This is a genomic window from Herbaspirillum sp. NPDC101397 (genome assembly GCF_044767325.1).
Classification (GTDB): domain Bacteria; phylum Pseudomonadota; class Gammaproteobacteria; order Burkholderiales; family Burkholderiaceae_D; genus Herbaspirillum.
Genome location: NZ_JBIWNS010000002.1, coordinates 17,007 through 42,630, shown reverse-complemented (window position 1 = coordinate 42,630; position 25,624 = coordinate 17,007). Strand labels below are relative to the sequence as shown.

25 protein-coding genes are annotated in these 25,624 nt (G+C 60.5%); 13 read left to right on the top strand and 12 right to left on the bottom strand.

Going from position 1 to position 25,624, the window contains the following annotated elements:
* Positions 1-2 precede the first annotated feature (2 nt).
* Positions 3-2,471 (bottom strand): heavy metal translocating P-type ATPase, encoded by a 2,469-nt coding sequence (locus tag ACIROW_RS04945; RefSeq protein WP_402272580.1) that lies wholly within the window; start codon positions 2,469-2,471, stop codon positions 3-5.
* Between the two features lie 168 nt (positions 2,472-2,639).
* Here ACIROW_RS04945 and ACIROW_RS04940 point away from each other — a divergent pair, with 168 nt between their 5' ends.
* Positions 2,640-2,837 (top strand): heavy-metal-associated domain-containing protein, encoded by a 198-nt coding sequence (locus ACIROW_RS04940; RefSeq protein ID WP_402272578.1) that lies wholly within the window; start codon positions 2,640-2,642, stop codon positions 2,835-2,837.
* Positions 2,838-2,842: 5 nt separating this feature from the next.
* Here the strand turns inward: ACIROW_RS04940 and ACIROW_RS04935 are convergent, their stop codons facing one another.
* The 3 genes from ACIROW_RS04935 to ACIROW_RS04925 are packed head-to-tail and all read right to left on the bottom strand — an operon-like array spanning position 2,843 to position 5,518.
* Complete coding sequence (locus ACIROW_RS04935; RefSeq protein WP_402272576.1) at positions 2,843-4,012, bottom strand: VWA domain-containing protein; 1,170 nt, start codon at positions 4,010-4,012, stop codon at positions 2,843-2,845.
* Positions 4,013-4,034: 22 nt separating this feature from the next.
* Positions 4,035-4,622 carry a GNAT family N-acetyltransferase gene (locus ACIROW_RS04930; protein ID WP_402272574.1) on the bottom strand — a complete coding sequence of 196 codons (588 nt, stop codon included), beginning with the start codon at positions 4,620-4,622 and terminating at the stop codon, positions 4,035-4,037.
* A gap of 41 nt (positions 4,623-4,663) precedes the next feature.
* Positions 4,664-5,518, bottom strand: coding sequence for an AAA family ATPase (locus ACIROW_RS04925; protein WP_402272572.1), 855 nt, complete (start codon positions 5,516-5,518; stop codon positions 4,664-4,666).
* A gap of 195 nt (positions 5,519-5,713) precedes the next feature.
* Between ACIROW_RS04925 and ACIROW_RS04920 the strand changes: the two genes are divergently transcribed.
* From ACIROW_RS04920 to ACIROW_RS04910, 3 genes are all read left to right on the top strand, one after another.
* The gene (locus tag ACIROW_RS04920; protein WP_402272570.1) at positions 5,714-7,837 is read left to right on the top strand and encodes a site-specific recombinase; all 2,124 of its coding nucleotides are present in this window, start codon (positions 5,714-5,716) and stop codon (positions 7,835-7,837) included.
* Between the two features lie 243 nt (positions 7,838-8,080).
* A complete protein-coding gene (locus tag ACIROW_RS04915) occupies positions 8,081-8,395 on the top strand; it encodes a cytochrome c (protein ID WP_053198566.1) in 315 nt (104 codons plus the stop codon).
* A gap of 12 nt (positions 8,396-8,407) precedes the next feature.
* A complete protein-coding gene (locus tag ACIROW_RS04910) occupies positions 8,408-8,761 on the top strand; it encodes a cytochrome c (RefSeq protein WP_265214495.1) in 354 nt (117 codons plus the stop codon).
* Positions 8,762-8,846: 85 nt separating this feature from the next.
* On the opposite strand, the gene ACIROW_RS04905 is transcribed toward ACIROW_RS04910, so the two are convergent.
* Complete coding sequence (locus ACIROW_RS04905) at positions 8,847-9,266, bottom strand: DUF1841 family protein (protein WP_402272566.1); 420 nt, start codon at positions 9,264-9,266, stop codon at positions 8,847-8,849.
* A 165-nt stretch (positions 9,267-9,431) separates the two neighbouring features.
* Here ACIROW_RS04905 and ACIROW_RS04900 point away from each other — a divergent pair, with 165 nt between their 5' ends.
* Positions 9,432-10,658 (top strand): branched-chain amino acid ABC transporter substrate-binding protein, encoded by a 1,227-nt coding sequence (locus ACIROW_RS04900; RefSeq protein WP_402272563.1) that lies wholly within the window; start codon positions 9,432-9,434, stop codon positions 10,656-10,658.
* A 9-nt stretch (positions 10,659-10,667) separates the two neighbouring features.
* On the opposite strand, the gene nth is transcribed toward ACIROW_RS04900, so the two are convergent.
* From nth to fdxA, 5 genes are all read right to left on the bottom strand, one after another.
* Positions 10,668-11,318 (bottom strand): endonuclease III, encoded by a 651-nt coding sequence (gene nth, locus ACIROW_RS04895; RefSeq protein WP_402272561.1) that lies wholly within the window; start codon positions 11,316-11,318, stop codon positions 10,668-10,670.
* Positions 11,315-12,034: an electron transport complex subunit RsxB gene (rsxB, locus tag ACIROW_RS04890; RefSeq protein WP_402272558.1), complete on the bottom strand. Its 720-nt coding sequence runs from the start codon at positions 12,032-12,034 to the stop codon at positions 11,315-11,317. The genes nth and rsxB overlap by 4 nt, the downstream gene beginning before the upstream one ends.
* Before the next feature lie 148 nt (positions 12,035-12,182).
* Positions 12,183-13,418: a polyhydroxyalkanoate depolymerase gene (locus ACIROW_RS04885; protein WP_402272556.1), complete on the bottom strand. Its 1,236-nt coding sequence runs from the start codon at positions 13,416-13,418 to the stop codon at positions 12,183-12,185.
* Between the two features lie 355 nt (positions 13,419-13,773).
* Positions 13,774-14,856: an NAD(P)/FAD-dependent oxidoreductase gene (locus ACIROW_RS04880; protein WP_402272553.1), complete on the bottom strand. Its 1,083-nt coding sequence runs from the start codon at positions 14,854-14,856 to the stop codon at positions 13,774-13,776.
* A gap of 187 nt (positions 14,857-15,043) precedes the next feature.
* A complete protein-coding gene (fdxA, locus tag ACIROW_RS04875; RefSeq protein WP_053198552.1) occupies positions 15,044-15,367 on the bottom strand; it encodes a ferredoxin FdxA in 324 nt (107 codons plus the stop codon).
* Positions 15,368-15,667: 300 nt separating this feature from the next.
* Between fdxA and ACIROW_RS04870 the strand changes: the two genes are divergently transcribed.
* The 4 genes from ACIROW_RS04870 (at position 15,668) to ACIROW_RS04855 (ending at position 20,825) form a co-directional block, all read left to right on the top strand.
* Positions 15,668-16,906, top strand: coding sequence for an ABC transporter substrate-binding protein (locus tag ACIROW_RS04870; protein WP_402272551.1), 1,239 nt, complete (start codon positions 15,668-15,670; stop codon positions 16,904-16,906).
* Between the two features lie 158 nt (positions 16,907-17,064).
* Complete coding sequence (pncB, locus tag ACIROW_RS04865) at positions 17,065-18,237, top strand: nicotinate phosphoribosyltransferase (protein ID WP_402272548.1); 1,173 nt, start codon at positions 17,065-17,067, stop codon at positions 18,235-18,237.
* Positions 18,238-18,451: 214 nt separating this feature from the next.
* Positions 18,452-19,825 carry a sodium:proton antiporter gene (locus ACIROW_RS04860; protein WP_402272546.1) on the top strand — a complete coding sequence of 458 codons (1,374 nt, stop codon included), beginning with the start codon at positions 18,452-18,454 and terminating at the stop codon, positions 19,823-19,825.
* 16 nt (positions 19,826-19,841) lie between these two features.
* A complete protein-coding gene (locus tag ACIROW_RS04855; RefSeq protein ID WP_402272543.1) occupies positions 19,842-20,825 on the top strand; it encodes a 2-hydroxyacid dehydrogenase in 984 nt (327 codons plus the stop codon).
* Positions 20,826-20,918: 93 nt separating this feature from the next.
* Here the strand turns inward: ACIROW_RS04855 and ACIROW_RS04850 are convergent, their stop codons facing one another.
* The gene (locus tag ACIROW_RS04850) at positions 20,919-21,173 is read right to left on the bottom strand and encodes an acyl-CoA-binding protein (RefSeq protein ID WP_402272540.1); all 255 of its coding nucleotides are present in this window, start codon (positions 21,171-21,173) and stop codon (positions 20,919-20,921) included.
* Between the two features lie 38 nt (positions 21,174-21,211).
* Positions 21,212-21,568, bottom strand: coding sequence for an FKBP-type peptidyl-prolyl cis-trans isomerase (locus ACIROW_RS04845; protein WP_116433276.1), 357 nt, complete (start codon positions 21,566-21,568; stop codon positions 21,212-21,214).
* Between the two features lie 286 nt (positions 21,569-21,854).
* Between ACIROW_RS04845 and ACIROW_RS04840 the strand changes: the two genes are divergently transcribed.
* The 4 genes from ACIROW_RS04840 to ACIROW_RS04825 all read left to right on the top strand — a co-directional run bounded on the left by ACIROW_RS04840 (position 21,855) and on the right by ACIROW_RS04825 (position 25,569).
* Positions 21,855-22,841: a cytochrome D1 domain-containing protein gene (locus ACIROW_RS04840; protein ID WP_402272538.1), complete on the top strand. Its 987-nt coding sequence runs from the start codon at positions 21,855-21,857 to the stop codon at positions 22,839-22,841.
* Between the two features lie 50 nt (positions 22,842-22,891).
* On the top strand, positions 22,892-23,686 hold the full coding sequence (locus ACIROW_RS04835; RefSeq protein ID WP_402272535.1) for a polysaccharide deacetylase family protein: 795 nt from the start codon (positions 22,892-22,894) through the stop codon (positions 23,684-23,686).
* Positions 23,687-23,749: 63 nt separating this feature from the next.
* Positions 23,750-24,736, top strand: coding sequence for a sterol desaturase family protein (locus tag ACIROW_RS04830; RefSeq protein WP_402273798.1), 987 nt, complete (start codon positions 23,750-23,752; stop codon positions 24,734-24,736).
* Entirely contained in the window at positions 24,736-25,569 is an 834-nt protein-coding gene (locus ACIROW_RS04825; protein ID WP_402273796.1) for an EI24 domain-containing protein, read from the top strand. The genes ACIROW_RS04830 and ACIROW_RS04825 overlap by 1 nt, the downstream gene beginning before the upstream one ends.
* The last annotated feature ends 55 nt before the right edge of the window (positions 25,570-25,624 follow it).

Here is a 25,624-nt window from a genome sequence, read left to right as displayed (position 1 = left end):
GCTCATGATTTTTCTCCCTCTGATTGGCGGGTTTGTTGCGGCTTCCAGCGCTTGAGCAGTAGCGCATTGCTGACCACGCTCACGCTGGATATCGCCATTGCCGCGCCGGCGATCATCGGATTCAACAATCCGAATGCTGCCAGCGGAATGCCGACGATGTTGTAGATGAATGCCCAGAACAGGTTCTGGCGGATCTTGCCGTAAGTGCGTCGCGAGATGTCGATGGCGTCCGCCACCAGCGATGGATCGCCGCGCATGAGCGTGATGCCGGCGGCCTGCATGGCGACGTCGGTGCCGGTCGACATGGCGATGCCGACGTCGGCCGCAGCCAGTGCCGGCGCGTCGTTGATGCCGTCGCCGACCATGGCGACCAATGCGCCGTCCTTGCGCAATCCGCCGATCGCCTGCGCCTTGTCGGCCGGCAGGATGTTGGCGCGGAAATCGTCGAGTCCCAGTTGCTGCGCCACGTGTGCAGCGGCGCCGTGGTTATCGCCGCTGAGCATGACGGTGCGTACGCCGAGCGCATGCAGGCTGTCCACGGCTTGCCGCGCGCTGGCCTTGAGTGTGTCGCCGAAGGCCAGCAGGCCGAGCAGGGCGATGTTGCTACCCTCGGCTTCGCTTTGCGCCAACCAGGAAATCGTGCGGCCTTGCTGCTCCAGTGTCGTTGCAATGCCGGCCAGTTCCGCGTGTTGATCGGGTGTCGCGCCGAGTTCCTGCATCCAGCGCGCGCTGCCGAGGTAGGTCAGGCGATCGCCGATCAGCGCTTGGGTGCCACGACCGGGGACGGCTTTGCTGTCGTCGGCCGCAGCCGGAGCAATTTGTTTTTGTGCTGCGACAGCCATCACGGCATGCGCCAGCGGATGTTCGCTGTTGCGTTGCAATGCGGCGGCGAGAGCGAGCAGCTTGTCGTCATCGTGGTCGATCGCATGCATGGCTGCCAGCACCGGTTTTCCTTCGGTCAGCGTGCCGGTCTTGTCGAAGGCGACCACGCCGATGCCATGGGCGATTTCGAGCGCTTCCGCATCCTTGATCAGGATGCCGTAACGCGCTGCGACGCCGGTGCCGGCCATGATGGCAGTCGGCGTGGCCAGACCGAGCGCGCACGGGCAGGCGATCACCAGCACGGCCACGGCGTTGAGCAGAGCCTGCTCCCAGTCGCCGGCGATCAGGCCCCAGCCCAGCAGCGTTAGCAAGGCCAGCACCAGCACCACCGGCACGAACACCGCGCTGACCTGATCGACCAGGCGCTGGATCGGCGCCTTCGCGGCCTGGGCGTGTTCCACCATGCGGATGATGCGGGCCAGCACGGTTTCCGCGCCGACGGCGGTGGTTTCGATGAGCAACAAGCCGTCGCCGTTGATGGCGCCGCCGGTGACGTGGTCGCCGCCGTGTTTTTCCATCGGCAGGCTTTCGCCGGTGAGCATGGATTCGTCCAGATGGCTGGCGCCTTCGCGCACTACGCCGTCGACTGCGACGCGTTCGCCGGGACGCACCACGACCAGGTCGCCGAGCCGGATGGCCGACAAGGCGACTTCACTGTCGACGCCGTCGCGCCGCACCGTCGCCGTGTCCGGCCGTAATGCATTGAGCGCGCGGATGGCGTCGGCGGTCTGGCGCTTGGCGCGGGTTTCCAGCCATTTGCCGAGCAGCACCAGGGTGATGACGGCAGCCGAAGCTTCGAAGTAGAAATGCACCGCGCCGTGTCCGGCATGGCCAGCATATTCGCCTTGCCATTGATTGAATAACTGATACAGCGACAAACCGTAGGCGGCGCTGGTGCCGAGCGCGACCAACAGGTCCATGTTGCCGGCGTATGCCTTCACGGCGCGCCAGCCGGCGCGATAGAAGCGGGCGCCGAGCCAGAACTGCACCGGCGTCGCCAGCAGCAATTGCCAGATACCGGGCAATTGCCATTCGATGCCGAACGGCATCAGCAGCATCGGCAGGATCAGCGGCGCGGTGAAGAGGGCGCCGGCGGCTACCGGCCACCACGACGGCGCGGCGGGGGATTTCTGTGCGCTTGCCTGTGTTGCGGCGGGCAGGCTGGCGGAGTACCCGGCGCGGTCGATGGCGGCGATCAGCGTGTCTACCGTGACTTCGCTGGTGGTGGTCAGCGTGGCTTTTTCCGTGGCGAGATTGACCGAGACGGCGCTGACGCCGCTTACTTTGTAGAGTGCCTTCTCCACGCGGCCGACGCAGGATGCGCAAGTCATGCCGTCGATGTCGAGCGTGATTTCCTGTTGCTTGACGTCGTAGCCGGCCTTGTTGACGGCGGCGATCAGCTGGTCGGCGTGCACGCCCGGTTCAGCCTGGATGGTCGCCCGTTCGGTGGCCAGGTTGACGCTGACGTCATGGACGGCGGGAATCGCGCGCAAGGCTTTCTCGACGCGACCGACGCAGGAGGCGCAGGTCATGCCTTCGACGGCGAGCGTCACTTCCTGCAGCGTTGGGGCGGGTGTGGCGGAGTTCATGTTTGGCTCATTGAGGGATTGATCACGGGTTCAGCATGATCCTTCCCATCATGGTAAGGTCAAGGCCTATTTTGACATGATTCATGAAATATCACGCAATGAGGTGCTTGACCTTCTCCTTGTGGGAAGGTTTAAGCTGACATCTTTCCATCACGAAGGAGCAACACCATGCTGACATTCAACGTCCAGGACATGACCTGCAACCACTGCGCGAGCGCCATTACGCGTGCCGTCAAGGAAGTCGACGCCGACGCCAAGGTCGACGTCCAGGTTGCCGAGAAGCGCGTCAACATCGACAGCAGCGTCGCAGCAGCCGAGTTTGAAGAAGCGATCAAGGAAGCCGGTTATACGCCTGTAGCCGCCTAGATTGGCTACTTGCTGAGCAGGCGCATCGCCCGTTCCAAGCCGTCGATGGTCAGCGGAAACATGCGCTGGCTCATCAGTTGCTGGATGATGGAGATCGATTGGCGGTATTGCCACAGGCCTTCCGGTTCCGGATTGAGCCAGGCGAAGTTGGCGAAGGTGCTGGTGAAGCGCTGCAGCCAGACCGCGCCGGCTTCCGGATTGTTGTATTCCACCGAGCCACCCGGCTGGACGATCTCGTAAGGGCTCATGGTGGCGTCGCCGACGAAGATCAGTTTGGTGTCCGGCGAGTATTTGTGCAGCAGATCCCAGGTCGGAAAGCGCTCCGCATGGCGTCGGCGGTTGTTCTTCCATACGTAGTCGTAGACGCAGTTGTGGAAGTAGAAAAACTCCATGTTCTTGAATTCCGTCTTCGCTGCGGAAAACAGTTCTTCGGTGCGTGCGATGTGGTCGTCCATCGAACCGCCGACGTCGAACAGCATCATCACCTTGATGTTGTTGCGCCGTTCCGGCTGCATCCGGATGTCGAGGTAGCCGGCATTGTTGGCGGTGGCGCGGATGGTGTCGTCGAGCGCCAGTTCCTCCTCGGCGCCGTCACGTGCAAACTTGCGCAGGCGGCGCAGCGCCACCTTGATGTTGCGCGTGCCGAGTTCACGTTCGCTGTCGTAGTCCTTGTAGGTCCGTTCGTCCCACACCTTGACCGCGCTGCGGTTCTTGCTCTCGCCGCCGATGCGGATGCCTTCCGGGTTGTAGCCGCTGTTGCCGAAGGGCGAACTGCCGCCGGTGCCTATCCATTTGTTGCCGCCTTCGTGGCGCTCGTGCTGCTCCTTGAGCAACTCCTTGAGGCGATCCATCAGCTTGTCATAACCAAACTTCTCCAGCGCCGCTTTCTGCTCCGGCGTGAGTTCGCGCTGCATGCGCTTCATCAGCCAGTCGAGCGGGATCTCGGGGTTCTTTTCGAAGATGGTTTCGATGCCTTTGAAATAGCTGCCGAAGGCCTTGTCGAACTTGTCGTAATTGGCCTCGTCCTTGACCAGCGTAATGCGCGAGAGATAGTAGAAGTCGTCGATGTCCGGCGAGATCACGTTCTTTTGCATGGCTTCAAGCAGGATCAGGAACTCCTTGATGGAGACCGGGATCCGTGCGTCCTTGAGCGTGAAAAAGAAGTCGATCAGCATAGAAGAAATAATTGAATCCGAATCAGTGTCCGAGCTTGAATTGCAGATGGCGTTTGACTGCCGGCCATTCGGATTCGATGATGGAAAACACCACCGTATCGCGCAATGAACCGTCGGGCGCACGTTGATGATTGCGCAGGATGCCGTCCTGCTTCGCGCCCAGGCGCAGGATGGCTGCACGCGATTGCTGGTTCATCCAGTGGGTGCGGAATTCGACGGCGATGCAGTGCAGCGTCTCGAAGGCATGGCTCAGCATCATCAGCTTGCACTCGGTGTTGATGCCGGTGCGCTGGGCGCTGGCGGCGGTCCAGGTCGAGCCGATTTCGACGCGGCGATGGACGGCGTCGGCGTTCATGTAGGTGGTCATGCCGCACAGCGCGCCGGTGTCGTGGCGGCGCGTGACGAAGGGCAGCATCGAGCCCTGTTCCTGCAGCCGCAGGCGGCGCTCGATTTCGGCGCGCATGTTTTCCGGTTTGGGAATCGCTGTGTACCAGAGCTTCCACAGCTTGCCGTCGGAGGCCGCCGCGATCAGCGCATCGTGGTGGTCGAGCGACAGCGGCTCGAGCGTGGCGTAGTGGCCTTTGAGCGTGATCGGATGCAGGAATTGCATGGCGGACTCCTTGCGTGACTGAATGGATCGGGCTGTCGAAATTATCGATTATTGCGCGACATGAACACCAGGCGTTCGAACAAATGCACGTCCTGTTCATTCTTGAGCAGCGCGCCGTGCAGCGGCGGGATGGCGGCCTTGCCGTCCTTGCTGTGCAGGGTCTCGGTCGGGATGTCTTCGGCCAGCAACAGCTTGAGCCAGTCGATCAGTTCCGAGGTCGACGGCTTCTTCTTCAGGCCCGGAATGTCACGCACTTCATAAAAGGTCTGCAGCGCCTGCGCCAGCAGATCGCGCTTGAGGTGCGGGAAATGCACGTCGACGATCTGCTGCATGGTGTCCTTGTCGGGGAACTTGATGTAGTGGAAGAAGCAGCGGCGCAAAAAGGCGTCCGGCAATTCCTTCTCGTTGTTCGACGTGATGATCACCAGCGGGCGATGCTTGGCGCGCACCATTTCGCGGGTTTCATACACATAGAATTCCATGCGGTCGATCTCGCGCAGCAAGTCGTTGGGGAACTCGATGTCAGCCTTGTCGATTTCATCGATCAGCAGCACCTGCGGCTCGTCGGCGGTGAAGGCTTGCCACAGCACGCCCTTGAGGATGTAGTTGTGGATGTCCTTGACGCGCTCATCGCCGAGCTGCGAATCGCGCAGCCGCGACACTGCGTCGTACTCATACAGGCCTTGTTGCGCCTTGGTGGTGGATTTGATGTGCCATTGCAGCAATGGCCGGTTAAGCGCTGCCGCGACTTCTTCGGCCAGCATGGTTTTGCCGGTGCCGGGCTCGCCTTTGATCAGCAAGGGGCGTTGCAGGGTCAGCGCGGCGTTCACCGCAAGTTTCAGGTCGTCGGTGGCGACGTAACTGGAGGAACCTTCGAAGCGTGTTTCTTGTCGCATGGCGGGGGTGTCATCAGGACGAAAATAAATCCGAGTATAAGGTAAAAAGATTCAGGCTTCTCGCGTACCTGCCGGCGCAGACGGTCCGGCTTTGCTTGAAAACGGGCTTTTCGTCCCCATATAGTGAAATCAGAGGAATTTGCTGCGGCGTTGATGCTGCTGCATGTGATTTTCCTTATAAAAACAGAGTGAGGCATGAAGTTTCTTTTTCTTAAGATGCGCGTGATCTGGCGGCGTTTCCGCCATGGTCTGCAAGCGCGTTACGAACACCACGGCGAACATGGGCCGCAGCTGGAAGTGCTGATGCGCCGCGCCGATCCCGATTCCGCCTGGCATGACCGCGCCAACTGGATGATCGACGTCGCCGAATGGGTGCGCCATCAACCCAAGGTTTCCCTGCTCGACGCTGAAGGCTGGCGCCGGGTCAAGCACCAGCGCGTGCGCGCCATGCTGGACTGGCTCGACGCGCATCGCGACATTCGCCGCCAGGTGCAGGGCTGCCTGCAGAAGACCCTGCGCGAGGCGAGTGGGCCGGAACTGTTCTCGGTCACCGGCTTGCCGCATGAACCGGCCTTTTTTACCGAGCTGACTGAACGCGCTTTCAAGATGGTGCTGCCGCGGCATTTGTCGCCCAGCGAGTTGCCGACCTTGTTCGCCGCGATGTTCCCCGATCCGGACGACGCCGAATGGTTGCTCGAGCTGGATCAGGAGCTGCAGGAGCGGCTGTGGAAGCTGGCAGCCGACGACGGCATCTCGCATACCTACTGGCAGCAGATTGAAGAGGCGCTGACTTATCTCACCACGGTGGTGGTGGCCGACGGTATCAGCCCGGCGTTCCGCCAGCGGCTGGAGCCGAAGATGCCGCTGCAGGCCACGCCTTTCATGGCCCTGCGACGCGAAATGGAAGCCTATCTGCGGGCCAGCCCGCACGACGAAGGCCCGTTGCGCAGCGCGCGCATGCTGATCGCGGTGTGCCAGGCGCAGACCGATCGCATTTATGCGCATCTGGATGAATACGGCGTTTCGGTCAGCCTGGTCTACCGCATCGAGCGCATGCGCGCCCAACTGACGCGCATGGGGCGTCTCATCGACGTGCGTTCGGCTACCTGGCGGGAACCCAAGGCGGGGCGCGGAGCCGGTCGCGTGCAATTGCTGCTGGCCGACCTGATCGCCGCCCATCACAGCCGCTCGTCGGTGCGCAGCCTGGTGCGGCGCAGCTTCGCGCTGCTGGCGCGCAAGATGGTCGAACGCAGCGCCGATCACGGCGAACATTACATCGCGCGCGACAGCGCCGGTTACCGTGCGATGCTCAAGGCCGCCTGTATCGGCGGCGTGGTCACGGCGTTCACGGTGCTGGGCAAGATCGCCCTGGCCAGGCTGGGATTGGCGCATTTCTTCGAGGGCGTGTTCGCATCAATCAATTACGCCTTCAGCTTCCTGCTGATTGCCGCCCTGGGTGGCGTACTGGCAACCAAACAGCCGGCCGTGACTGCACCGGCGCTGGCGGCCAAGATGGGCGAGCTGGACACCGTTGACGGCCTGCGGGCACTGATCGGCGAGACCGCCATGCTGCTGCGTTCGCAGGCGGCGGCGATTTTCGGCAACCTGATTGCGGTGATCCCGACGATGCTGCTGATCACGGCCGGCTTCCTGCTGGCCTCCGGCGCGACGCTGATGACGCCGGAAAAAGCCCGCGCGGCCTTGCACAGCCTGTCGCTGGTCGGACCGGCGCCCTTGTACGCAGCCTTGACCGGCATCCTGCTGTGGCTGTCGAGCCTGGCGGCGGGATTTGCCGACAACTGGTTCGCCTTGCGCCGCCTGCGCGAAGCACTGGCGCATCAGCGCCGGCTGGTGCACGCGCTGGGCGCTGCACGCGCGGCGCGCTGGGCCATCTGGCTGGAGCGCCATGTCGCCGCCATCGTCGGCAATGTCTCGCTGGGCGTGCTGCTCGGTATGGGGCCGGTGGTGGCCGAGTTCTTCGGACTGCCGCTGGACGTGCGCCACGTCACGCTGGCGACCGGCACGCTGGTGGCCGCCGGGGCCAGTCTTGGCTGGGGTATTGTGTCGACGCCGGCATTCTGGTTGGCCGTCAGCGGCATCATGGTGATCGGCGCGCTCAACGTCGGCATCGCGTTCTTGTGTGCGATGGCGCTGGCCTTGCGCGCGCGGGAAATCCCGGCGCGCATCCGGCGCGTGGTTTTTCGTGCTGTATTGCGACGTTTTGCGGCTTCGCCGTGGACGTTTTTATTCCCTGAAAAGGCCGCCAGCGCCGCCTTAAGGCCCGTTCCGAGCGAATCGGAGACCGAAGAGGAGCGGTGAAGCACCGCAATATGGGGTGGGCGCAGAGGGGGATGTTGTAATTTGGAGCGCTGCGACAGATTGACTCACGGCGTTGTTGGGGTAAAATCAACCGGTTTTTTGGCGTCGCAGGGGACGGGCGAGAATGCTCAAGTAATCCAATAAGCCAAATTGGTTGAGCCAATAATGTATAGCCAAACCTGTGAAACCAGCTTCGAACAGTCATGTGTTTCGCTTTAGTTGATTTTATTTACCCCTGCCAATATGAAAAAACTCTTCGTACTGCTCGCTCTCGCGGGTGTTGCCAGCGCGGCCTCGGCCGTCGATCTTGCAGGTAACACCGGCAAGGTCAATGTGTCGATGTGCATCGGCTGTCACGGGATTCCAGGCTACAAGGCGACTTTCCCCGAGGTCTACCAGGTCCCCATGCTGGGCGGCCAGTCTGAAAAATATATCGAGAACGCGCTGAAGGCCTATCAAAAAGGCGAGCGTAAGCATCCGTCCATGCAGGGCATCGCCGGCAGCCTGTCCGATAAGGACATCGCTGAACTGGCTGCTTACTACTCACAGCAAAAATAAGGGAAGCACGAGATGAACAAGATCCTGACCTTGGCAGCTTTCGCCGCTGCCTCCGTTGTTTCCCTGCAAGCAGCTGCGGCGGGCAATGCCGAATCTGGCAAGCTGCTGGTTGAAAAATACAACTGCGCTTCCTGTCACGGCAAAGATTTCAATTCCCCGATCGATCCTTCGTATCCGAAGCTGGCAGGCCAGCATCAGGATTACCTGCAGCATGCGCTGGTGTCGTATCGCCGCGGCAACGACGGCATGAACGGCCGCACCAACGCCATCATGGCCGGTCAGGCCAAGGTGCTGACCGACAAGGATATCCAGGATATCGCCGCTTACCTGCACAAGCTGCCTGGTTCGCTGGTGCTGGAGAAGTAAAACCGGTAGTCGAGGCCTGGCCTCAACGTAAAAAGCCACGGCATGCCGTGGCTTTTTTCATGGACGCTGCGCCAGAACGGGAAGATCAGCGGCGCTTGATGCTTTCGATATAGGCCGCACCGTCCGGCGGCAGGCCGCTGCGCTGCGAATTCCAGATCATCTCGCCCAGGCATTCCATGATTTCATGATGCGCGTCGTGGGCCGAGCCCTTGCGCTGCGCCAGCGCTTCGAAAGCCTTGCGAATGCCGGGCGGCTGGTCGATGGAAATCTGCTCGCTGATCGACAGATGCATCGACAGGTGCAGGAAGGGGTTGTGGCCTTGCTCGACCGAGTAATCGGCGGCCAGCGCCTGCTCGACGTCCTTGAGCGAATCATCGTATTCGGGATGCTCGACGATCCAGTCGCGGGCGATGGCTTCGAGAGGAGTCAGAATTTCGTTGGCGCGATACTTGCGGAATGCTTCGCAAAAGAAGCGGCGGACATCATGCTGGGAGGGGTTGAACATTGCGGCGGCTGGCGAAACGCATAAAAGCCGTATTGTACGCCGTGTCGGCCAACTCGGCCGGCGCAGGAAAAACCAGTCATACGCACGAAATTGTCCTGCGGTAATATGTCCCTACAAGACGAGCAAAAACATCGTCACATCTCGCGAAATGAGGGGACACCATTCATGAAACTCAGGCTCTGCAGGGTGCAGCTCGCGTTCCTGTTGCCGGCGCTATTGTCGTCGTCGCTGCTGTTGCTCTCGTTGTTTTCCATTTCCTCGTACGCCTCAATCGCCTCGGCCACCGCTGTCACCAAGACCAGCCCGGAAGACGACGACAGCCGCACCGTGCTGATCGGCTATGCAGGTCCGTTGAGCGGCACGTCGTCCGCCGTCGGCAAAAGCATGGCCAACGCCGCGCAACTGGCGGTCGATGAGGCCAACAAGCGCGGCCTGCAAATCCAGGGCCGGCCGGTCCAATTGAAATTGCTGATCCAGGACGACCGCAGCAATCCGCGCACCGCCGAATTGATCGCCCGCTATCTGGTGCGCAGCGGCGTGGTGGGCGTCATCGGCCATTGGAACAGCGCCGCCAGCCTGGCTGCCGCGCCGATCTACAATGCCGGCGGCGTGATCCAGATCTCGCCGGCCAGCATGAGCACCCTATACACTCAGCAAGGCAATCGCGCCGCCTTCCGCACCATCGGCAACAACGGCAGCGCCGGCAGCCACACCGCCGACTATGCGGTCCGCACGCTCCAGGCCAAGCGCTTTCTGGTGGTGGATGACGGCACGGCGTTCGGGCGTGGTTTCGTCGAACAATTCATCCGCTCGGCCAAGGAGCAGGGCGCGCAGATCGTCGGCTCCCACAGCGTCAGCGACAAGACCTCGGATTTCAATGCAGTGCTGACCGACGCCGCCAGGCTGCGTCCCGACGCGGTGATGTTCGGCGGCCTCGAGCTGCAGGCCTCGACGCTGGCGCGCAGCCTGAAGCGGCGCAATCCCGAGGTCCGCTTCATCGGTTCCAGCGGCACCGTGGGTTTGCCGTTCCTGCGCGCGGCGGGCGCCGACGGCAACGGCAGCGTGGTGCTGGAGCCGGGGCTGCCGATGGGCAAGATGCCGGGCTGGAAGAATTTTGAAAAGAATTACATGCAGAAATTCGACAGCAACATCGAGCTCTTTGCACCGTTCGCCTATGACGCCACGCAAGTGCTGATCGCAGCGATGCGGCAGGCCAATTCAACGGATCCCAAGAAGGTCGCCGAGGCGCTGCATGAAATCCGCTTCAACGGCATGACGGGCACGATCTCGTTCAACCAGGACGGCGACCTCAACAATCCCACCTTCACCATTTACGAGGTGGAAAACCAAAGTTGGGTGGTCAGGAAGGTCATCAGCGGCAGCGCCAACTGACCCGGGCGGCTACACGCCTTTTTCGGGCAGAGGCGTCTTTTTCTTGAACTCGCATAGATCGGCGATGAGACAGTTCCAGCATTGCGGTTTGCGCGCGATGCAGGTGTAGCGGCCGTGCAGGATCAGCCAGTGGTGGGCGTCCTGCAGGAATTCCGGAGCGACGAATTTCATCAGCTTGCGTTCGACCTCATCGACGTCCTTGCCCGGCGCAATGCCGGTGCGATTGGACACGCGGAAAATGTGCGTGTCCACAGCGATAGTCGGATGACCGAAGGCCGTATTCATCACCACATTGGCAGTCTTGCGCCCCACGCCCGGCAGGGCTTCCAGTTCTTCACGCGTCTGCGGCACCTCGCCGCCGTGCTGTTCCAGCAGGATGCGGCAGGTTTCGATGACGTTCTTGGCCTTGGTGCGGAACAGGCCGATGGTCTGGATATAGGGAATCAGCTCGTCCACGCCCAGTTTGTAGATCTTGGCCGGTGTATTGGCGACCGGGTACAGCTTGCGCGTGGCCTTGTTGACCGAGACGTCGGTGGCCTGCGCTGAAAGCAGCACGGCGATCAGCAGTTCGAACGGCGTGGTGTATTCCAGCTCGGTGGTCGGAGTCGGATTGGCTTGCCGCAGACGGCTGAATATTTCACGGCGCTTTTCGCTGTTCATGGCTGGCGGACGGGCTTGGCTGTTGGTTGATCATTGGCGGCGGCTTGTTCTTTTTTCAGGCGCGCGCGTTCGATGGCGGCCTGGATGATGGCTTTCTTGCGGTCCTGCTCGGCTTTCTCAGCTGGCGTCAGCGCATCGGCGGCTTCCACCTCCTTCAACTTGGCGGCGGCTTTGGCGGCCAGGCGGTCGTCGTTTTCCTGCTTCTCGCGACGCAGGCGGAAGCTGCGGAAGTCATGCCGCGCGCGGGCGGCATCGGCCTGTTCCTGCGACCATGCCTGCCAGCCCGTCAGGCCCGGCGTGACTTCAACCATGGCGATGCAGTCGACCGGGCAGGGCGCCACGCACAGATCGCAGCCGGTGCACAAATCGGGCAGCACGGTGTGCATCTGTTTGGCGGCGCCGACGATGGCGTCGACCGGGCAGGCCTGGATGCACAGCGTGCAGCCGATGCAGGCGGCTTCGTCGATGACGGCGCGCGTGCGCGGACGCTCCAGTCCGTTGACCGGGTTGAGCGGCAGCAGCGGGCGGGACAGCAGTTGCGCCAGGCGCGCCACGCCCTCGGCGCCGCCCGGCGGGCATTGGTTGTAGCCTGCGCTGTCGTCGGCGATCGCTTCCGCATACGGCCGGCAGGCGGGATAGCCGCACTTGCCACATTGGGTTTGCGGCAGCAGGTTTTCGATCTGGTCGGCGAGTGTGAGGACAGCGGAGGAAGACACGTTGGATGGCTGGTAAAAAATGGCTGGACGGACGGGAAGCCGTATTATCCCGGAAACCGGCGCCGTGAGGGAATCGCTGCGTGCAGGCAATAAAAAAGCCTTTGCCTTGTTACGGGCAAAGGCTTGCGGATCTTGGACTGCAGACCGATCAGGAATTCGCCTTGATGAATTCGCCGATTTTAGGACAGATCACTTCGCGCCAGCGGCGGCCCGAGAAGATGCCGTAGTGGCCGCACTTGGGCGCGGTGAAGTGCTGCTTGCGCGACTTCGGAATCGACGAGCACAGGTCTTGCGCCGCCTGGGTCTGGCCGGAGCCGGAGATGTCGTCCAGTTCGCCTTCGATGGTAAAGAGCGCCACCGACTTGATATCCTGCGGACGCACCAGCTTGCCGTCAATCTTCCACGTACCTTGCGGCAGGTCGAAGTCCTGGAATACGATCTTGATGGTTTCCAGGTAGAACTCGGCCGGCATGTCGAGCACCGCGTTGTATTCATCGTAGAACTTGCGATGGCTTTCGGCCGACTCGTCGTCGCCGTCGCGCAGGTGCATGTAGAAATCCCAGTGGCTCTGCGCATGGCGGCGCGGGTTCATGGCGACGAAACCGGCGTGCTGCAGGAAGCCCGGGTAGACCTTGCGGCCGAAGCCGGGGAAGTTGGCCGGCACGCTGTAGATCACGGTGTTTTCAAACCAGCTGAACGGCTTTTCGGTGGCCAGGTCGTTGACCGCGGTCGGCGATTTGCGCGCGTCGATCGGACCGCCCATCATGGTCATGCTCTTGGGCAGCTTGGGATCGTTGGCGCTCGCCATCAGGGCGATCGCGGCCAGCACCGGTACGGTCGGCTGGCACACGGAGATCACGTGCACGTCCGGACCCAGGGTGCGGATGAAGTCCTGGATGTAATAAACGTAGTCATGCAGATGGAACGCGCCCTTATCGAGCGGCACCATGCGTGCATCAGTCCAGTCGGTGACGAACACGTCGTGATTCGGCAGCAGGCCGCGCACGGTGTCGCGCAGCAGCGTGGAATGGTGACCGGACAGCGGTGCAACCAGCAGCACGGTGGGCTGCTTGAGCGCGGCGTACTGCTTGCTGTCCAGGTCCTTGCTGAAATGAATCAGGCGACAGAAGGGCTTGGTTTCAGCAGTTTTCTCGACGATCCCGATGGTCTTGCCATTGATTTCGGTCGATTCGATCTGGAATTCTGGTTTTTCGTAGTCTTTGCCGAGGCGGTAGAGCAGTTCGTAACCGGCGGCGATACGTTGTGCGAATGGCGTGTGGGCCAGCGGGGAAACAGGATCGGAAAACAGTTTTGCCGAGGTCTCCGCCCATTGCATCAGGGGGGTGAGAAAGGCACGGTTTAATTCGTGAATTTGATAAAGCATGGCTGACCTTTACACATAGTACGCATGAAGCTGGCTGGTTAGTCCATAACGGCATTGTGTGCTGTCGAGACTACAAGTATTGCTCTGTTATAGCTCTATTTTCTTGCTATGTTGCAATGCAATATTTTAACACGGTTCGGTGTTCACCGTGGTGCGCCGGGGCATGATAAAAACACTAAATGTCGACAAAGAATTTTCAGGTTGTGGAACAAATTATGCCTTTTTATTCAACGATTTATAGCGACATTATCGGCATCAGAATGTTGATTTTGAATCAATATGCACGCCAATGCACAAAGAAAAAGCCTCTGTCCGAATGGAAGAGGCTTTTTTTGTGAAGCACGGGTGATCGGATTTAATCGAAGACCGGAGTTTCCACGCCGAGAATCTTGTGCAGTTTCGGCGATGTCGTCGTGTACTGCATGTGGATCTTCTTGTCCGGGAAGATGTACGGTGCAGCGCCGAAAGCGGCCAGCGCGGCTTCGTGGAAGCCCGACAGAATCAGCTTCTTCTTGCCCGGATAGGTGTTGATGTCGCCGACCGCGAAGATGCCCGGCACATTGGTTTCGAACTTTTCGGTGTCGACCACTTTCAACTGCTTGCGCTCGATGTCCAGGCCCCATTCGGCAATCGGGCCCAGTTTTGGCGACAAACCGAAGAACACCAGCAACATGTCCAGCGGCAAGCGGCGGGTGACGCCGTCGGCGCCCGTGACCTTGATTTCGGACAACTTGCCGTCCTTGGCTTCAAAACCGGTGGCCTGGCCGACGATGAGTTGCATTTCGTACTGTTCGCACAGTTCCTTCATCTTGGCCACCGATGCCGGCGCCGCCCGGAATTCTTCGCGACGGTGCAGCAGCACTACGGATTCGGCCTTGCCGACGAAGTTCAGCGCCCAGTCCAGCGCGGAGTCACCGCCACCGCAGATGACGATGTTCTTGCCTTCGAACTGGGCCGGATTCTTGACGCGGTAGAACAGTTGCGAGCCGTCGAAGGCTTCGATGCCGTCGACCTTCAGCGTGCGCGGCTGGAACGAACCGACGCCGGCGGCGATGAAAATGGTCTTGGTGATGAACTTGGTGCCTGCCGAGGTTTCGAGGTCGAAACGGCCGTCTTCGCGCTTTTGCACGACGGTGACTTCCTGGCCCAGATGGAAGGTCGGATCGAAGGGCTCGATCTGCTTCAGCAGGTTGTCGGTCAGTTCCTGGCCGGTGCAGACAGGCACGGCGGGAATGTCATAGATCGGTTTGTCCGGATACAGTTCGACACATTGGCCGCCGACATTGGCGAGCGAGTCGATGACGTGCGCCTTGATTTCCAGCAGGCCGAGTTCGAATACCTGGAACAGGCCGACCGGGCCGGCGCCGACGATGACGGCATCGGTTTCGATCGGCGTTGTCTTGCCGGCGTCAGCCGCGGCAATCTTGAAGTTGTCCATAAAAAAATCCAATTTCCGTTTCAGTTGAGGGTGTTTCCAGACTCAATTGGCTATCGGCCAAGGCAGGTTTGCGTAGCGGCTTGCGCGTGCATTCCCGATCTTGGCTGTATGGCTAGAAGTGAAGGCTGTCTGTTGAAGGAGCGTGCCGGCCGGTTGCCGGCGCCGCTCCGTTGCGGCGCTGTCAGGCTCAGCGCTGCAGGAACTCCAGTTTGTTCTTGGCGTCTTTCCATTCCTCGGCTTCGGCCAGCGGCGCCTTGGTTTTGGTGATTGAAGGCCAGAAACGCGCCAGTTGTTCATTGAGCTTGATGAATTCCTGCTGATCGGCCGGTACGTCTTCTTCCGCATAGATCGCATTGACCGGGCACTCGGCTACGCAAACGGCGCAATCGATGCACTCGTCGGGATCGATGGCGAGGAAATTCGGGCCTTCGCGGAAGCAATCAACCGGGCATACATCGACGCAGTCCGTGTAACGGCAGCGGATGCAGGAGTCGGTCACAACGTGGGTCATAACAGTCCTATCTGTAAAATTTCTTTAAAACCTGGGCAAACTCAGCCGGAATTAGTGGCAATATGGCGCGGTTCAATCGAGGCAAATTTCGATTGCAGCCGGAATTCCTGATTGTTCCCTGATTGCTTCGCAATTTGCAGGCAGATCTGAGGCAAATCTTCTGGTCGCGCGACAATCCCTATACAACCGGCTGGAAAGCCTTGTATTTTAAGGCAATTCAACTTTTCTCACAAATGAGGCTTATACAAATTACGTATAAGTAAATATGAAATATTCATTCGTCCAAGGACAAGATCAAAAGTGAACGACGAACAAGCAAAGACGGGTTTCGTGACACGCGCGCTGACCGGGCTGACGGCGGCGCTGGGGCTGGGTTTGGCGCTGGCGGTTGCCGCCCGGGCCGAGAACATCCGCATCGGCGAAATCAACAGTCATACCGGCGTGGCGCAGTCGAGCCAGGCCTATCGCAACGGCGCCGACCTGGCCGTGGTCGAAATCAACGCCGCCGGAGGCCTGCTGGGACGCAACCTCGAACTGATTTCGCGCGACGACAGCGGCAGCCCCGATGAGGCCGTACGGCACGCCGAGGCGCTGATCAAGACCGATCGCGTCGATGTGCTGACCGGCTCGATGCTGTCGAACGTGGCGCTGGCAGTCGCCAGGACAGCTGCATCCGAAAAGAAGCTGTTTGTCGTCGGCGATGCCTTGTCGGACGCCATCACGCTCGACAAGGGCAATCGCTACACTTTCCGCCTGCGGCCGTCGACTTATACCCAGGCCGCCATGCTGGCGGAAGCGGCCGCCAAGGTGCCGGGACGGCGCTGGGCCATCGTCGCGCCCAATTACGAATATGGACAAAGCGCTGTCGCCAACTTCAAGCTGCTGCTGAAAGAGCGCCGTCCGGACATTGAATTCGTCGCCGAGCAATGGCCGGCGCTGGGCAAGATGCGCGCCGAGGTGGTCGTCAAGGCCTTGCGCCAGGCGCGCCCTGATGCGATCTTCAACGCCGCCTTCGGCAGCGACCTGCAGCAATTCGCGGAAGAGGGCAGCCGTCAGGGTTTGTTCGCCGCCAGCACGGTGTTTTCAATGTCGGCCGGCCCGGCGCTGGGCGATGTGCTGGCGCAATATGAAGGCACCAAAAACTGGGTGGTGCTGGGTTATCCGTCGGAGCAACTCGCCACGCCCGAGCATCAGCGCTTCCGCGAGGCCTACCTGAAGCGTTTCAACGATCGTCCGTTGTTGCAGGCGGTGTTCGGCTACAGCACCGTGATGTCGATCGCCGCCGGCATCAAGAAGGCCGGATCGGTCGATTCCGAAAAACTGGTGACGGCCATGCGCGGCCTGAGCGTGGAGACGCCGGTCGGGCCGATCACCTTCCGCGCCCACGACCAGCAGTCGAGCATGGGGGCGTTCGTCGCGACGCTGGTGTGCAAGGATGGGCGCAGCAACATGACCGAATGGCATTACCTCGACGGCGCGCGCTACATGCCGGACGACAATTACATCAAGGGACGCAGGCCGGCTTCGGCGATGCGCTGATCATGCCGCAATCCTTGCGCGGCGCATGATCGATCCGGCCGGCTGATCGGCTGACTGATTAACCCTCCACGCAGGCGGGGCACGATCTTCCCTATCCAAGGTAAGATAGTGCCCCTTGTCCTCTCCAGCACACGATCATTTTTGACTCGTCAGGCGCCATGATTATTTCTTCCTTGCTCGACACCGACCTCTACAAGTTCACCATGATGCAGGTGGTGCTGCATCATTTCCCGGGAGCGCAGGTCGAGTACCGTTTCAAATGCCGCAACGACGATGTCGACCTGACGCCGTATATCGATGAGATCAAGGCGGAAATCGCCGCGCTGTGCCGTTTGCGCTTCCGCGAATCGGAACTGGCCTACCTGCGTAGCTTTCGTTTCATCAAGAGCGATTTCGTCGACTTCCTCGATCTGTTCCATCTCAACGAAAAGTACATCAGCGTCACGCCGTCGCCGGCTGACAACGGCGAGATCGAGATTCAGGTCAAAGGTCCGTGGCTGCACACCATCCTGTTTGAAGTGCCGGTACTGGCGATCGTCAATGAAGTGTATTTTCGCGCCACTCAGCGCGCTCCCGACTACGAGACCGGCCGTGCGCGCCTGCGCGACAAGATCGCGCTGCTGACCGACAACCCGGCGCTGGACGGTTGCAAGATCGCCGACTACGGCACACGCCGCCGCTTCTCGCGCAGCTGGCACGCCGAAGTGATCCTGGCGATGAAGGACCACATGGGCAGTCATTTTGCCGGCACCTCCAACGTCCAGTTCGCCATGCAGCACGACCTTACGCCGCTGGGTACGATGGCGCATGAATACCTGCAAGCCTGCCAGGCGCTCGGTCCACGCCTGCGCGATTCGCAGATTTACGGCTTTGAAATGTGGGCGCGCGAATACCGCGGCGACCTCGGCATTGCCTTGTCGGACGTGTACGGCATGGACGCCTTCCTGCGCGATTTCGACATGTATTTCTGCAAGCTGTTCGACGGCGCACGCCATGATTCCGGCGATCCGTTCGAATGGGGCGAGCGCCTGCTGAAACACTACGACAACAACCGCGTCGACTCCAAGAGCAAGGTGCTGGTGTTTTCCGATGGCCTCGATTTCGACAAGGTGGTGTCGCTGTATTTGCGCTTCAAGGATCGCGCAAAAGTGGCCTTCGGCGTCGGCACCAACCTGACCAACGATCTCGGCTACACGCCGCTGCAGGTGGTCATGAAGATGGTGCGCTGCAACGGGCAGCCGGTGGCGAAACTGTCCGATACGCCGGCCAAGAACATGTGCGACGATGAAGCCTACGTGAAGTATCTGCGGCAGGTATTCGAGATCAAGTAAGCCCTCGCGGCATGACCGCGGCGAGAGAATTTTCGCCGGTTCAGATTCTGCCCCAAAGCCTTGGTTGAAATGTTTTAATGCATTCGGATTCCGGCCGCCATGGCCGGTCTTGCTGGTATAGTGTGGCCTCGTTTGTTACGGTTTTTCCTCTTCACAAGGTCTCACATTGCGCACAAAACTCCTCACGACATCGGCCGGTCTCGGCCTTGCTTTGATGCTTCCTCAACTGGCTCATGCAGCCGATCTTGACGGCGGCGCATTGTCTGCGTTGTGGGGTATTCCATTCATTGGTTTGTTGCTCTCGATTGCGCTCGGGCCTTTGCTCTTCGAACATTTTTGGCACCATCATTTCGGCAAGATCGCATTGGCCTGGGGCGCGGCATTCCTGCTGCCGTTTGCGGCGACGTTCGGCGTGCATACGGCCGCCGCCGGTACCGTCCATGCGCTGTTGGCCGAGTACATCCCCTTCATCGCCTTGCTGACCGCCTTGTTCGTGGTGGCCGGCGGCATCTGCGTGCGCGGCAACCTGCACGGCACGCCGGCGCTCAATACCGGCCTGCTGGCGCTGGGCACCGTGCTGGCCAGCATCATGGGCACCACCGGCGCGTCGATGCTGCTGATTCGCCCGCTGATCCGCGCCAACGACAACCGCAAGCATGCGGTGCACATTGTGGTGTTCTTCATCTTCCTGGTTGCCAATGCGGGCGGCTCGCTGACGCCGCTGGGCGATCCGCCGCTGTTCCTCGGTTTCCTCAAGGGCGTGGATTTTTTCTGGACCATGCAGAACATCTTCCCCGAGACCTTGTTCGTCTGCGTGTCGCTGCTGGTGATTTTCTATCTGCTCGATAGCCACTACTACAAGAACAAGGAAGAAGCCTTGCCGCCGGCGCGCGATCCGACGCCCGACTCGGGCATCAGCTTCGAAGGGAAATTCAATTTCGTGCTGCTGCTGGCGGTGATCGCGCTGGTGCTCATGAGCGGCTTCTGGAAGTCAGGCGTGGCATTCGATGTCATGGGCACGCCGGTCGAATTGCAGAACCTGCTGCGCGACCTCGCGCTGGTCGCGATCATCGTGATTTCGCTGTGGAGTACACCGAAATCTGCACGTGCCGGCAACGATTTTTCGTGGGGGCCGATCCTCGAAGTGGCCAAGTTGTTTGCGGGTATCTTCATCACCATCATTCCCGTGATCGCCATGCTGCGGGCAGGCGAAGCGGGTGCGTTCGGCGCCGTCGTGCGTGCCGTCACCGGCCCGGACGGCCAGCCTGTCGACGCGATGTATTTCTGGATCACGGGGCTGCTGTCGTCATTCCTCGATAACGCGCCGACTTATCTGGTGTTCTTCAACACCGCGTCGGGTGACGCGCATACGCTGATGACCAAGTTGAGTTCGACGCTGGCGGCGATTTCGGCCGGCGCCGTGTTCATGGGCGCCAACAGCTACATCGGCAATGCGCCCAACATGATGGTCAAGGCCATCGCCGAAGAGCGCGGCATCAAGATGCCGTCCTTCTTCGGTTATATGGCCTGGTCGTTCGCCATCCTGGTGCCGCTGTTCGTCATCATGACCTTCCTGTTTTTTGTTTAACGATAAAGAGACAAGCATGAAACCAAAGATCTTCGTTGCACGCGCCGTTTTCCCTGAAGTGCTGGAGCGCCTGGCGCAGCATTTCGACGTCGAGTCCAATCAGGAAGACCGCATTTTCGGGGCCGATGAACTGATTGCCAAGGTACAGGGCAAGGCCGGCTTGTTCTCGACGCCGAGCGAACCGGTCAGCGCCGCCTTGTTCGCGGCTAATCCGCAATTGAAGGCGGTGTGCAACATGGCGGTCGGCTACAACAATATCGACGTCGCCGCCGCCACCAAGGCCGGCGTGCAAGCCACCAACACGCCTGATGTTCTCAACGAAACCACCGCCGACTTCGGCTGGGCGCTGTTGATGGCGACCGCGCGCCGCGTCACCGAGTCGGAACACTGGCTGCGCGCCGGGCACTGGAAAAAGTGGAGCTACGACAGTTTCACCGGATCGGACGTGCATGGTTCGACGCTGGGCATCATCGGCATGGGCCGCATCGGCCAGGCCATCGCACGGCGTTCGCTGGGTTTCGACATGAATGTGATTTATCACAACCGTTCGCAACTTTCACCGGAACTGGAAGCGCGCGCCAACAATGCAAAGTATGTCGGCAAGGAAGAACTGCTGCGTACCGCCGATCACGTCATCCTGGTGTTGCCGTATTCGAAAGAATCGCATCACACCATCAAGGCCGCCGATCTGGCCCTGATGAAACCGCAGGCCACGCTGATCAATCTGGCGCGCGGCGGGATTGTCGACGACGCGGCGCTGATCGCCGCCTTGCGCGACAGGAAGATTGCTGCTGCGGGCCTCGATGTGTTCGAGAACGAACCTGCCTTCAATCCGGATTTCCTCGGTTTGTCGAACGTCGTGCTGACGCCGCACATCGCCAGCGCCTCGACGCCGACGCGACTGGCGATGGCAAACTGCGCGGCCGATAACCTGATCGCCGCGCTGTCGGGGCAGACGCCGCCGAACCTGCTGAATCGTGATGTCCAGCCGAAGCCGTAATCATCTGGCATTCATCCGGCATTGTCATGAAGGCAATAAAAAACCCGCCGAGGCGGGTTTTTTATTTTCCGGACGCTGTTTTCAAGGAATAGATCAGCCCTTCAGATCGGCGATCAGGTCAATATACTGCTGCTGCGCTTCCTCTTGCTGCAAGCCTTTGAGGGCTTCCCAGGCGTCCCATTTGGCGCGACCGACAAAGTCGGTCATGCCAGGACGATCGCCTTGCACATCGCCGCTGCTGCCTTGCTTGTACAGGCCGTACATCTTCAGCAGGGTCATGTTGTCGGGGCGTTCCGAGAGGTTCTTGGACTCGGCGACGGTCTGTTCAAATTGTTCCTGCAAACTCATGTTTCCTCCTGAATGGCCTTGGGACGGCGTTAAACCGCTTAGACCGCGAGCAGTTCGACTTCGAAAATCAGTGTCGCGTTCGGCGGAATCACGCCGCCGGCGCCGCGTGCGCCATAGCCCAGCGCAGCAGGAATGATCAGCTTGCGGACACCGCCGACCTTCATGCCCTGGACGCCTTCATCCCAGCCCTTGATCACATGACCTGCGCCCAAAGGGAACGCAAATGGATCGTTGCGGTCTTTACTCGAGTCGAATTTGCTGCCGGCGGTGCCATCCGGATTTTGCAACCAGCCGGTGTAATGCACGCTGACATGGTTTCCTGCCTTGGCTTCGTCGCCGGCGCCAACCTGGATTTCTTCGTATTGCAGTCCAGAGGAGGTAGCGATAGTAGACATTTTGTTCCTTTCAAAGAGTTTGTTTGTGCTGTGTTTTTAGCCGCGCGTCCGGGAGAAAAGGGCGCTGAAAGGCCCGTCCTCCCTGCGTTCTGCGCATGTACATGCTGCGTTGCTGAACGGGGTTGGTGGCAGTGTAAACCAAAACACCGCAAAACACCGGGATCAACGCCACTCGTGTCAGCCAAATCGGCATCACAAGCGTTAGGTACCGTGGGGCGTGCTTTTTTACGGATTTGTTACGGATTTCATGCACGGTAAGATCGCAATTTTTAAAGTAAAGTTCTTCATGCTGCATAGTTTTGCCCGGTTTTCCCGGCTCTCTCTTCTGGCGCTGTGCGCGCTGACCGCTGTCATCACTGCGCCGGCATCTGCGAACGTGGTGGTGGTCCTCAATTCCGGCGACGCCACGGTGACGTTGCTGGATCAGTCGACTTACAAGGAAATCAACACTTTCTCGGTCGGCAAGGAACCGCATCACCTGATGGCGACGCCCGACAACAAGTCGCTTATCGTTGCCAGCGCCACCGGCAACCAGCTGATTTTCCTTGATCCCAAGACAGGCGAAGTACAACGCCAGCTGCGCGGCATCATCGATCCGTACCAGATCGGCTTCTCCCCGGACCAGAAATGGTTCATCGCCAACGGCTTGCGCCTGGACCGCGTCGACGTGTACCGCTACGACGGCCATAACCTCGACCTGGCCAAGCGCGTGCGTCTGGCCAAGACGCCGAGCCACATCGCTTTTGACGCAGCGAGCACCACCGCGTTCATCACCCAGCAGGGCAGCAACGAGATCAGCGCGATCGATCTGGCAACCCAGCAGGTCAAATGGACCATGCCGGTCGGCAAGTTGCCTGCCGGTATCTTCATGACACCGGACAACAAGTATTTGCTGGTCGGCATCATGGGCAAGGATTACGTGCAGGTGATCGACTGGCGCACGCAGAAGACCGTCAAGACCATCCGCACCGGCGAAGGCGCGCACAACTTCCGCGCCCACGGCGACAAGCGCTATGTCTATGTCTCGAATCGCGTCTCCAATACCATCAACATCATCGACCTGCAAACGCTGGAAAGCGTCGGCGTCATTTCCGTGCCCGGCGGCCCGGATTGCATGGAAGTGACTGACGACGGCAAGACCATGTGGGTTACGTTGCGCTGGGTCAAGAAGGTCGCCGTAATTGATCTTGCCAGCAAGAAGATCACGAAAATCATCCCGGTCGGCCGTTCGCCGCACGGCATCTACTTCATCAATCGGGCTGCCGACCTCTGATGCAGAGGGCGCTGCAAGCAGGTTCGCTTCGCCTTGGCAGGTTCGCTGCCATGGGCGCTGCGGTGGCCGCAGTGGTCTCGATCTGGCCGGTGCAGGCGGCGACCGACAATGCCGCATCCTGCAAGGGCACGATCTACCTCAGTTTTGATACCGGCAGCCAGTCGCAGGCCGAGTTCATCGCCAAAACGCTCAACAAGCATCACATCAAGGCGACCTTCTTCCTCGCCAACGAAAAAACCGTCAACGGCGATTACACGCTCGATCCGGCCTGGGCACCATACTGGAAAGCGCGTGTCGCCGAAGGCCATGCTTTCGGCACGCACACCTTCGACCATGTCTACGTCCAGCGTGATCTGCCCGACGGCCGCATCGAAGTCAAACCACAATTTGGCGCGCACGCCGGCCAGAAGCAGGTCTGGAGCGCCGCCCAGTATTGCAGCGAGCTGCAGCGCGTGGCGGATCGTTTCAAGGAACTGACCGGCGCCACGCTCGACCATCTGTGGCGCGCGCCCGGCGGCAAGCTGACGCCGCAGCTGCTGGCGGCAGGGCGCGCTTGCGGTTATTCTCATGTGGCGTGGGCCGAAGCCGGTTTCTCGGGCGACGAGTTGCCGAGCGAAAAATGGCCCAATGCCATGTTGCTGCAACGAGCTTTGCGCAAACTGAAAGATGGCGACATCGTCATGGCCCATCTTGGCATCTGGTCGCGCAAGGATCCATGGGCGCCGGCCGTGCTGGAGCCGTTGATTTCCGGCTTGGAGCGGAAGGGTTTCTGCTTCGCCACCTTGCGCGAACATCCGGCTTACCGGGCTGCGCTCGACAGGCAGCAGACCGCCGTTATCAAATAAGCACGCACCAGCGCAGCGTCTTCAGTAATTACAGCATTTACCCAGGCAATCCTCATGATGCACATGATTCAGGCATTTTCCGATTTGTTCGCCACCGTCCAGGGATGGTTGTTTGAAACCGTCGTCCAGCCGATGGTGTTCAATCTCGGCCTCGGAGAATTCGTCGAAGAGGCGTTCACCGGCACCGAATGGTTCCTGGTCGGCGTGTGCGAGCTGGCGGTGCTGTTCATCATCCTGCGCCCGCTGGAGGCCTGGATTCCCGTGCATGCGTTCACCGACCGGCGCGCGCGCTGGAACGATTTCATCTATACCGCCTTGCATCGTCTCGGCGCGTTCTCGATCCTGGTGTTTTTCCTGCTTGACCCGCTCATGTCTACTCTCAGCGAATTCCTGCACTGGGAAGGCTGGGGCACCTTCAACCTCGACGACGTCTGGCCGGGCGTCACCGATCAGGCGCTGGTGAGCTTCCTGCTTTACCTGATCGTGCTGGATTTCTGCGACTACTGGTATCACCGCGCACAACATGGCGTGCGCTGGCTGTGGGCCTTGCACAGCCTGCATCACAGCCAGGAAAACATGAACCTGTGGAGCGACGACCGCAACCACCTGCTCGACGACCTGGTGCGCGACGTCCTGATGGGCATCGTGGCGCTGGCTATCGGCGTACAGCCGGGTCAATACATCCTGCTGGTGTCGGCGTCGCGCATGTTGCAAAGTCTGCAGCATGCCAATGTGCGCATCCATTTCGGCCGCATTGGGGAGTGGCTGCTGGTGTCGCCGCGCTTCCATCGCCTGCATCACGCGATCGGCATCGGTCATGAGAGCCGCGGCAAGAATTCGCTGGGTGGTCATAACTTCGCGGTGCTGTTCCCGATCTGGGATGTGCTGTTCCGCACCCGCCACGTCGGTTCCGGCTTCGCCATGACCGGCGTGCGCGACCAGCTGCCGCCACCGGCCGGCAAGGGGCGCAACTACGGTCGCGGCTTCTGGGCGCAGCAATGGCTGGGCCTGAAGCGCATCGTCGAATTTTCCCGCAAGGCGGCGCGCTGATGCGCCTGATGACCGTCTCCTTCGGACGCGCGCTGCTGTCGCAGCTGCATATCCGCATGCTGCTGCTGACAGTGCTGCCGTTCGTGATGTCGATTGTGCTCTGGGGCGTGGCGCTGTGGCTCGGCCTGCAACCGATGATCGACTGGCTGCAGGATTACTTCGTCGGCCACAACGGCTTTGGCGTGGCCGGCTCCATTCTCAGCTGGTTCAACATGGGCGCGCTCAAGACCGTCATCGTGCCGCTGATCGCCATGTGGGCCTTGCTGCCGCTGATGATCCTGACGGCGCTGGTGTTCGTCGGCTTGTGGGCGGTGCCGGCCATCGCACGCCACGTCGGCGGTCGTCATTATTCACATCTCGAGCAGCGCCACGGCGGTTCGGTGGCGGGCAGCCTGTGGACCTCGCTGTGGTGCTTTGCGGTGTTCGTGTTCGGTTGGATCGTGACCTTGCCTCTGTCGATTTTCCCGCCGCTGGCGTTCGTGATCCATCCGCTGCTGTGGGGCTGGCTGACGTATCGCGTGATGGCCTATGACACGCTGGCTGACTACGCCACGCCGGAAGAGCGCCGCGCCATCCTGCATGCGCATCGCTGGCCGCTGCTGCTGGTCGGCGCCATCGCCGGCACCATGGGCGCCGCGCCGACCCTGCTGTGGCTGGGCGGCGCCCTGTCGGTGATTTTTTTTCCCATCCTCGCGGCCGGTGCGATCTGGCTGTACGTGCTGGTGTTCGTGTTCACGGGACTGTGGTTCCAATATTATTGCCTGGAAGCGTTGAGCCGCCTGCGCGCTGCAACTAACGCCGACACGGTTGCCGCTTCTTCCGCCGGCAACTGAGCCGGGCGCAGCCGGATTATCCGGATCAGGGCATAATTCCGGGTTACCACCTGCA

What these genes read in the sequence shown, in the direction of transcription:
- ACIROW_RS04945 (WP_402272580.1), bottom strand. Translation starts at nt 2,471, where the DNA reads ATGAACTCCGCCACACCCGCCCCAACGCTGCAGGAAGTGACGCTCGCC.
- ACIROW_RS04940 (WP_402272578.1), top strand. Translation starts at nt 2,640, where the DNA reads ATGCTGACATTCAACGTCCAGGACATGACCTGCAACCACTGCGCGAGC.
- ACIROW_RS04935 (WP_402272576.1), bottom strand. Translation starts at nt 4,012, where the DNA reads ATGCTGATCGACTTCTTTTTCACGCTCAAGGACGCACGGATCCCGGTC.
- ACIROW_RS04930 (WP_402272574.1), bottom strand. Translation starts at nt 4,622, where the DNA reads ATGCAATTCCTGCATCCGATCACGCTCAAAGGCCACTACGCCACGCTC.
- ACIROW_RS04925 (WP_402272572.1), bottom strand. Translation starts at nt 5,518, where the DNA reads ATGCGACAAGAAACACGCTTCGAAGGTTCCTCCAGTTACGTCGCCACC.
- ACIROW_RS04920 (WP_402272570.1), top strand. Translation starts at nt 5,714, where the DNA reads ATGAAGTTTCTTTTTCTTAAGATGCGCGTGATCTGGCGGCGTTTCCGC.
- ACIROW_RS04915 (WP_053198566.1), top strand. Translation starts at nt 8,081, where the DNA reads ATGAAAAAACTCTTCGTACTGCTCGCTCTCGCGGGTGTTGCCAGCGCG.
- ACIROW_RS04910 (WP_265214495.1), top strand. Translation starts at nt 8,408, where the DNA reads ATGAACAAGATCCTGACCTTGGCAGCTTTCGCCGCTGCCTCCGTTGTT.
- ACIROW_RS04905 (WP_402272566.1), bottom strand. Translation starts at nt 9,266, where the DNA reads ATGTTCAACCCCTCCCAGCATGATGTCCGCCGCTTCTTTTGCGAAGCA.
- ACIROW_RS04900 (WP_402272563.1), top strand. Translation starts at nt 9,432, where the DNA reads ATGAAACTCAGGCTCTGCAGGGTGCAGCTCGCGTTCCTGTTGCCGGCG.
- nth (WP_402272561.1), bottom strand. Translation starts at nt 11,318, where the DNA reads ATGAACAGCGAAAAGCGCCGTGAAATATTCAGCCGTCTGCGGCAAGCC.
- ACIROW_RS04885 (WP_402272556.1), bottom strand. Translation starts at nt 13,418, where the DNA reads ATGCTTTATCAAATTCACGAATTAAACCGTGCCTTTCTCACCCCCCTG.
- ACIROW_RS04880 (WP_402272553.1), bottom strand. Translation starts at nt 14,856, where the DNA reads ATGGACAACTTCAAGATTGCCGCGGCTGACGCCGGCAAGACAACGCCG.
- fdxA (WP_053198552.1), bottom strand. Translation starts at nt 15,367, where the DNA reads ATGACCCACGTTGTGACCGACTCCTGCATCCGCTGCCGTTACACGGAC.
- pncB (WP_402272548.1), top strand. Translation starts at nt 17,065, where the DNA reads ATGATTATTTCTTCCTTGCTCGACACCGACCTCTACAAGTTCACCATG.
- ACIROW_RS04860 (WP_402272546.1), top strand. Translation starts at nt 18,452, where the DNA reads ATGCTTCCTCAACTGGCTCATGCAGCCGATCTTGACGGCGGCGCATTG.
- ACIROW_RS04855 (WP_402272543.1), top strand. Translation starts at nt 19,842, where the DNA reads ATGAAACCAAAGATCTTCGTTGCACGCGCCGTTTTCCCTGAAGTGCTG.
- ACIROW_RS04850 (WP_402272540.1), bottom strand. Translation starts at nt 21,173, where the DNA reads ATGAGTTTGCAGGAACAATTTGAACAGACCGTCGCCGAGTCCAAGAAC.
- ACIROW_RS04845 (WP_116433276.1), bottom strand. Translation starts at nt 21,568, where the DNA reads ATGTCTACTATCGCTACCTCCTCTGGACTGCAATACGAAGAAATCCAG.
- ACIROW_RS04840 (WP_402272538.1), top strand. Translation starts at nt 21,855, where the DNA reads ATGCTGCATAGTTTTGCCCGGTTTTCCCGGCTCTCTCTTCTGGCGCTG.
- ACIROW_RS04835 (WP_402272535.1), top strand. Translation starts at nt 22,892, where the DNA reads ATGGGCGCTGCGGTGGCCGCAGTGGTCTCGATCTGGCCGGTGCAGGCG.
- ACIROW_RS04830 (WP_402273798.1), top strand. Translation starts at nt 23,750, where the DNA reads ATGATTCAGGCATTTTCCGATTTGTTCGCCACCGTCCAGGGATGGTTG.
- ACIROW_RS04825 (WP_402273796.1), top strand. Translation starts at nt 24,736, where the DNA reads ATGCGCCTGATGACCGTCTCCTTCGGACGCGCGCTGCTGTCGCAGCTG.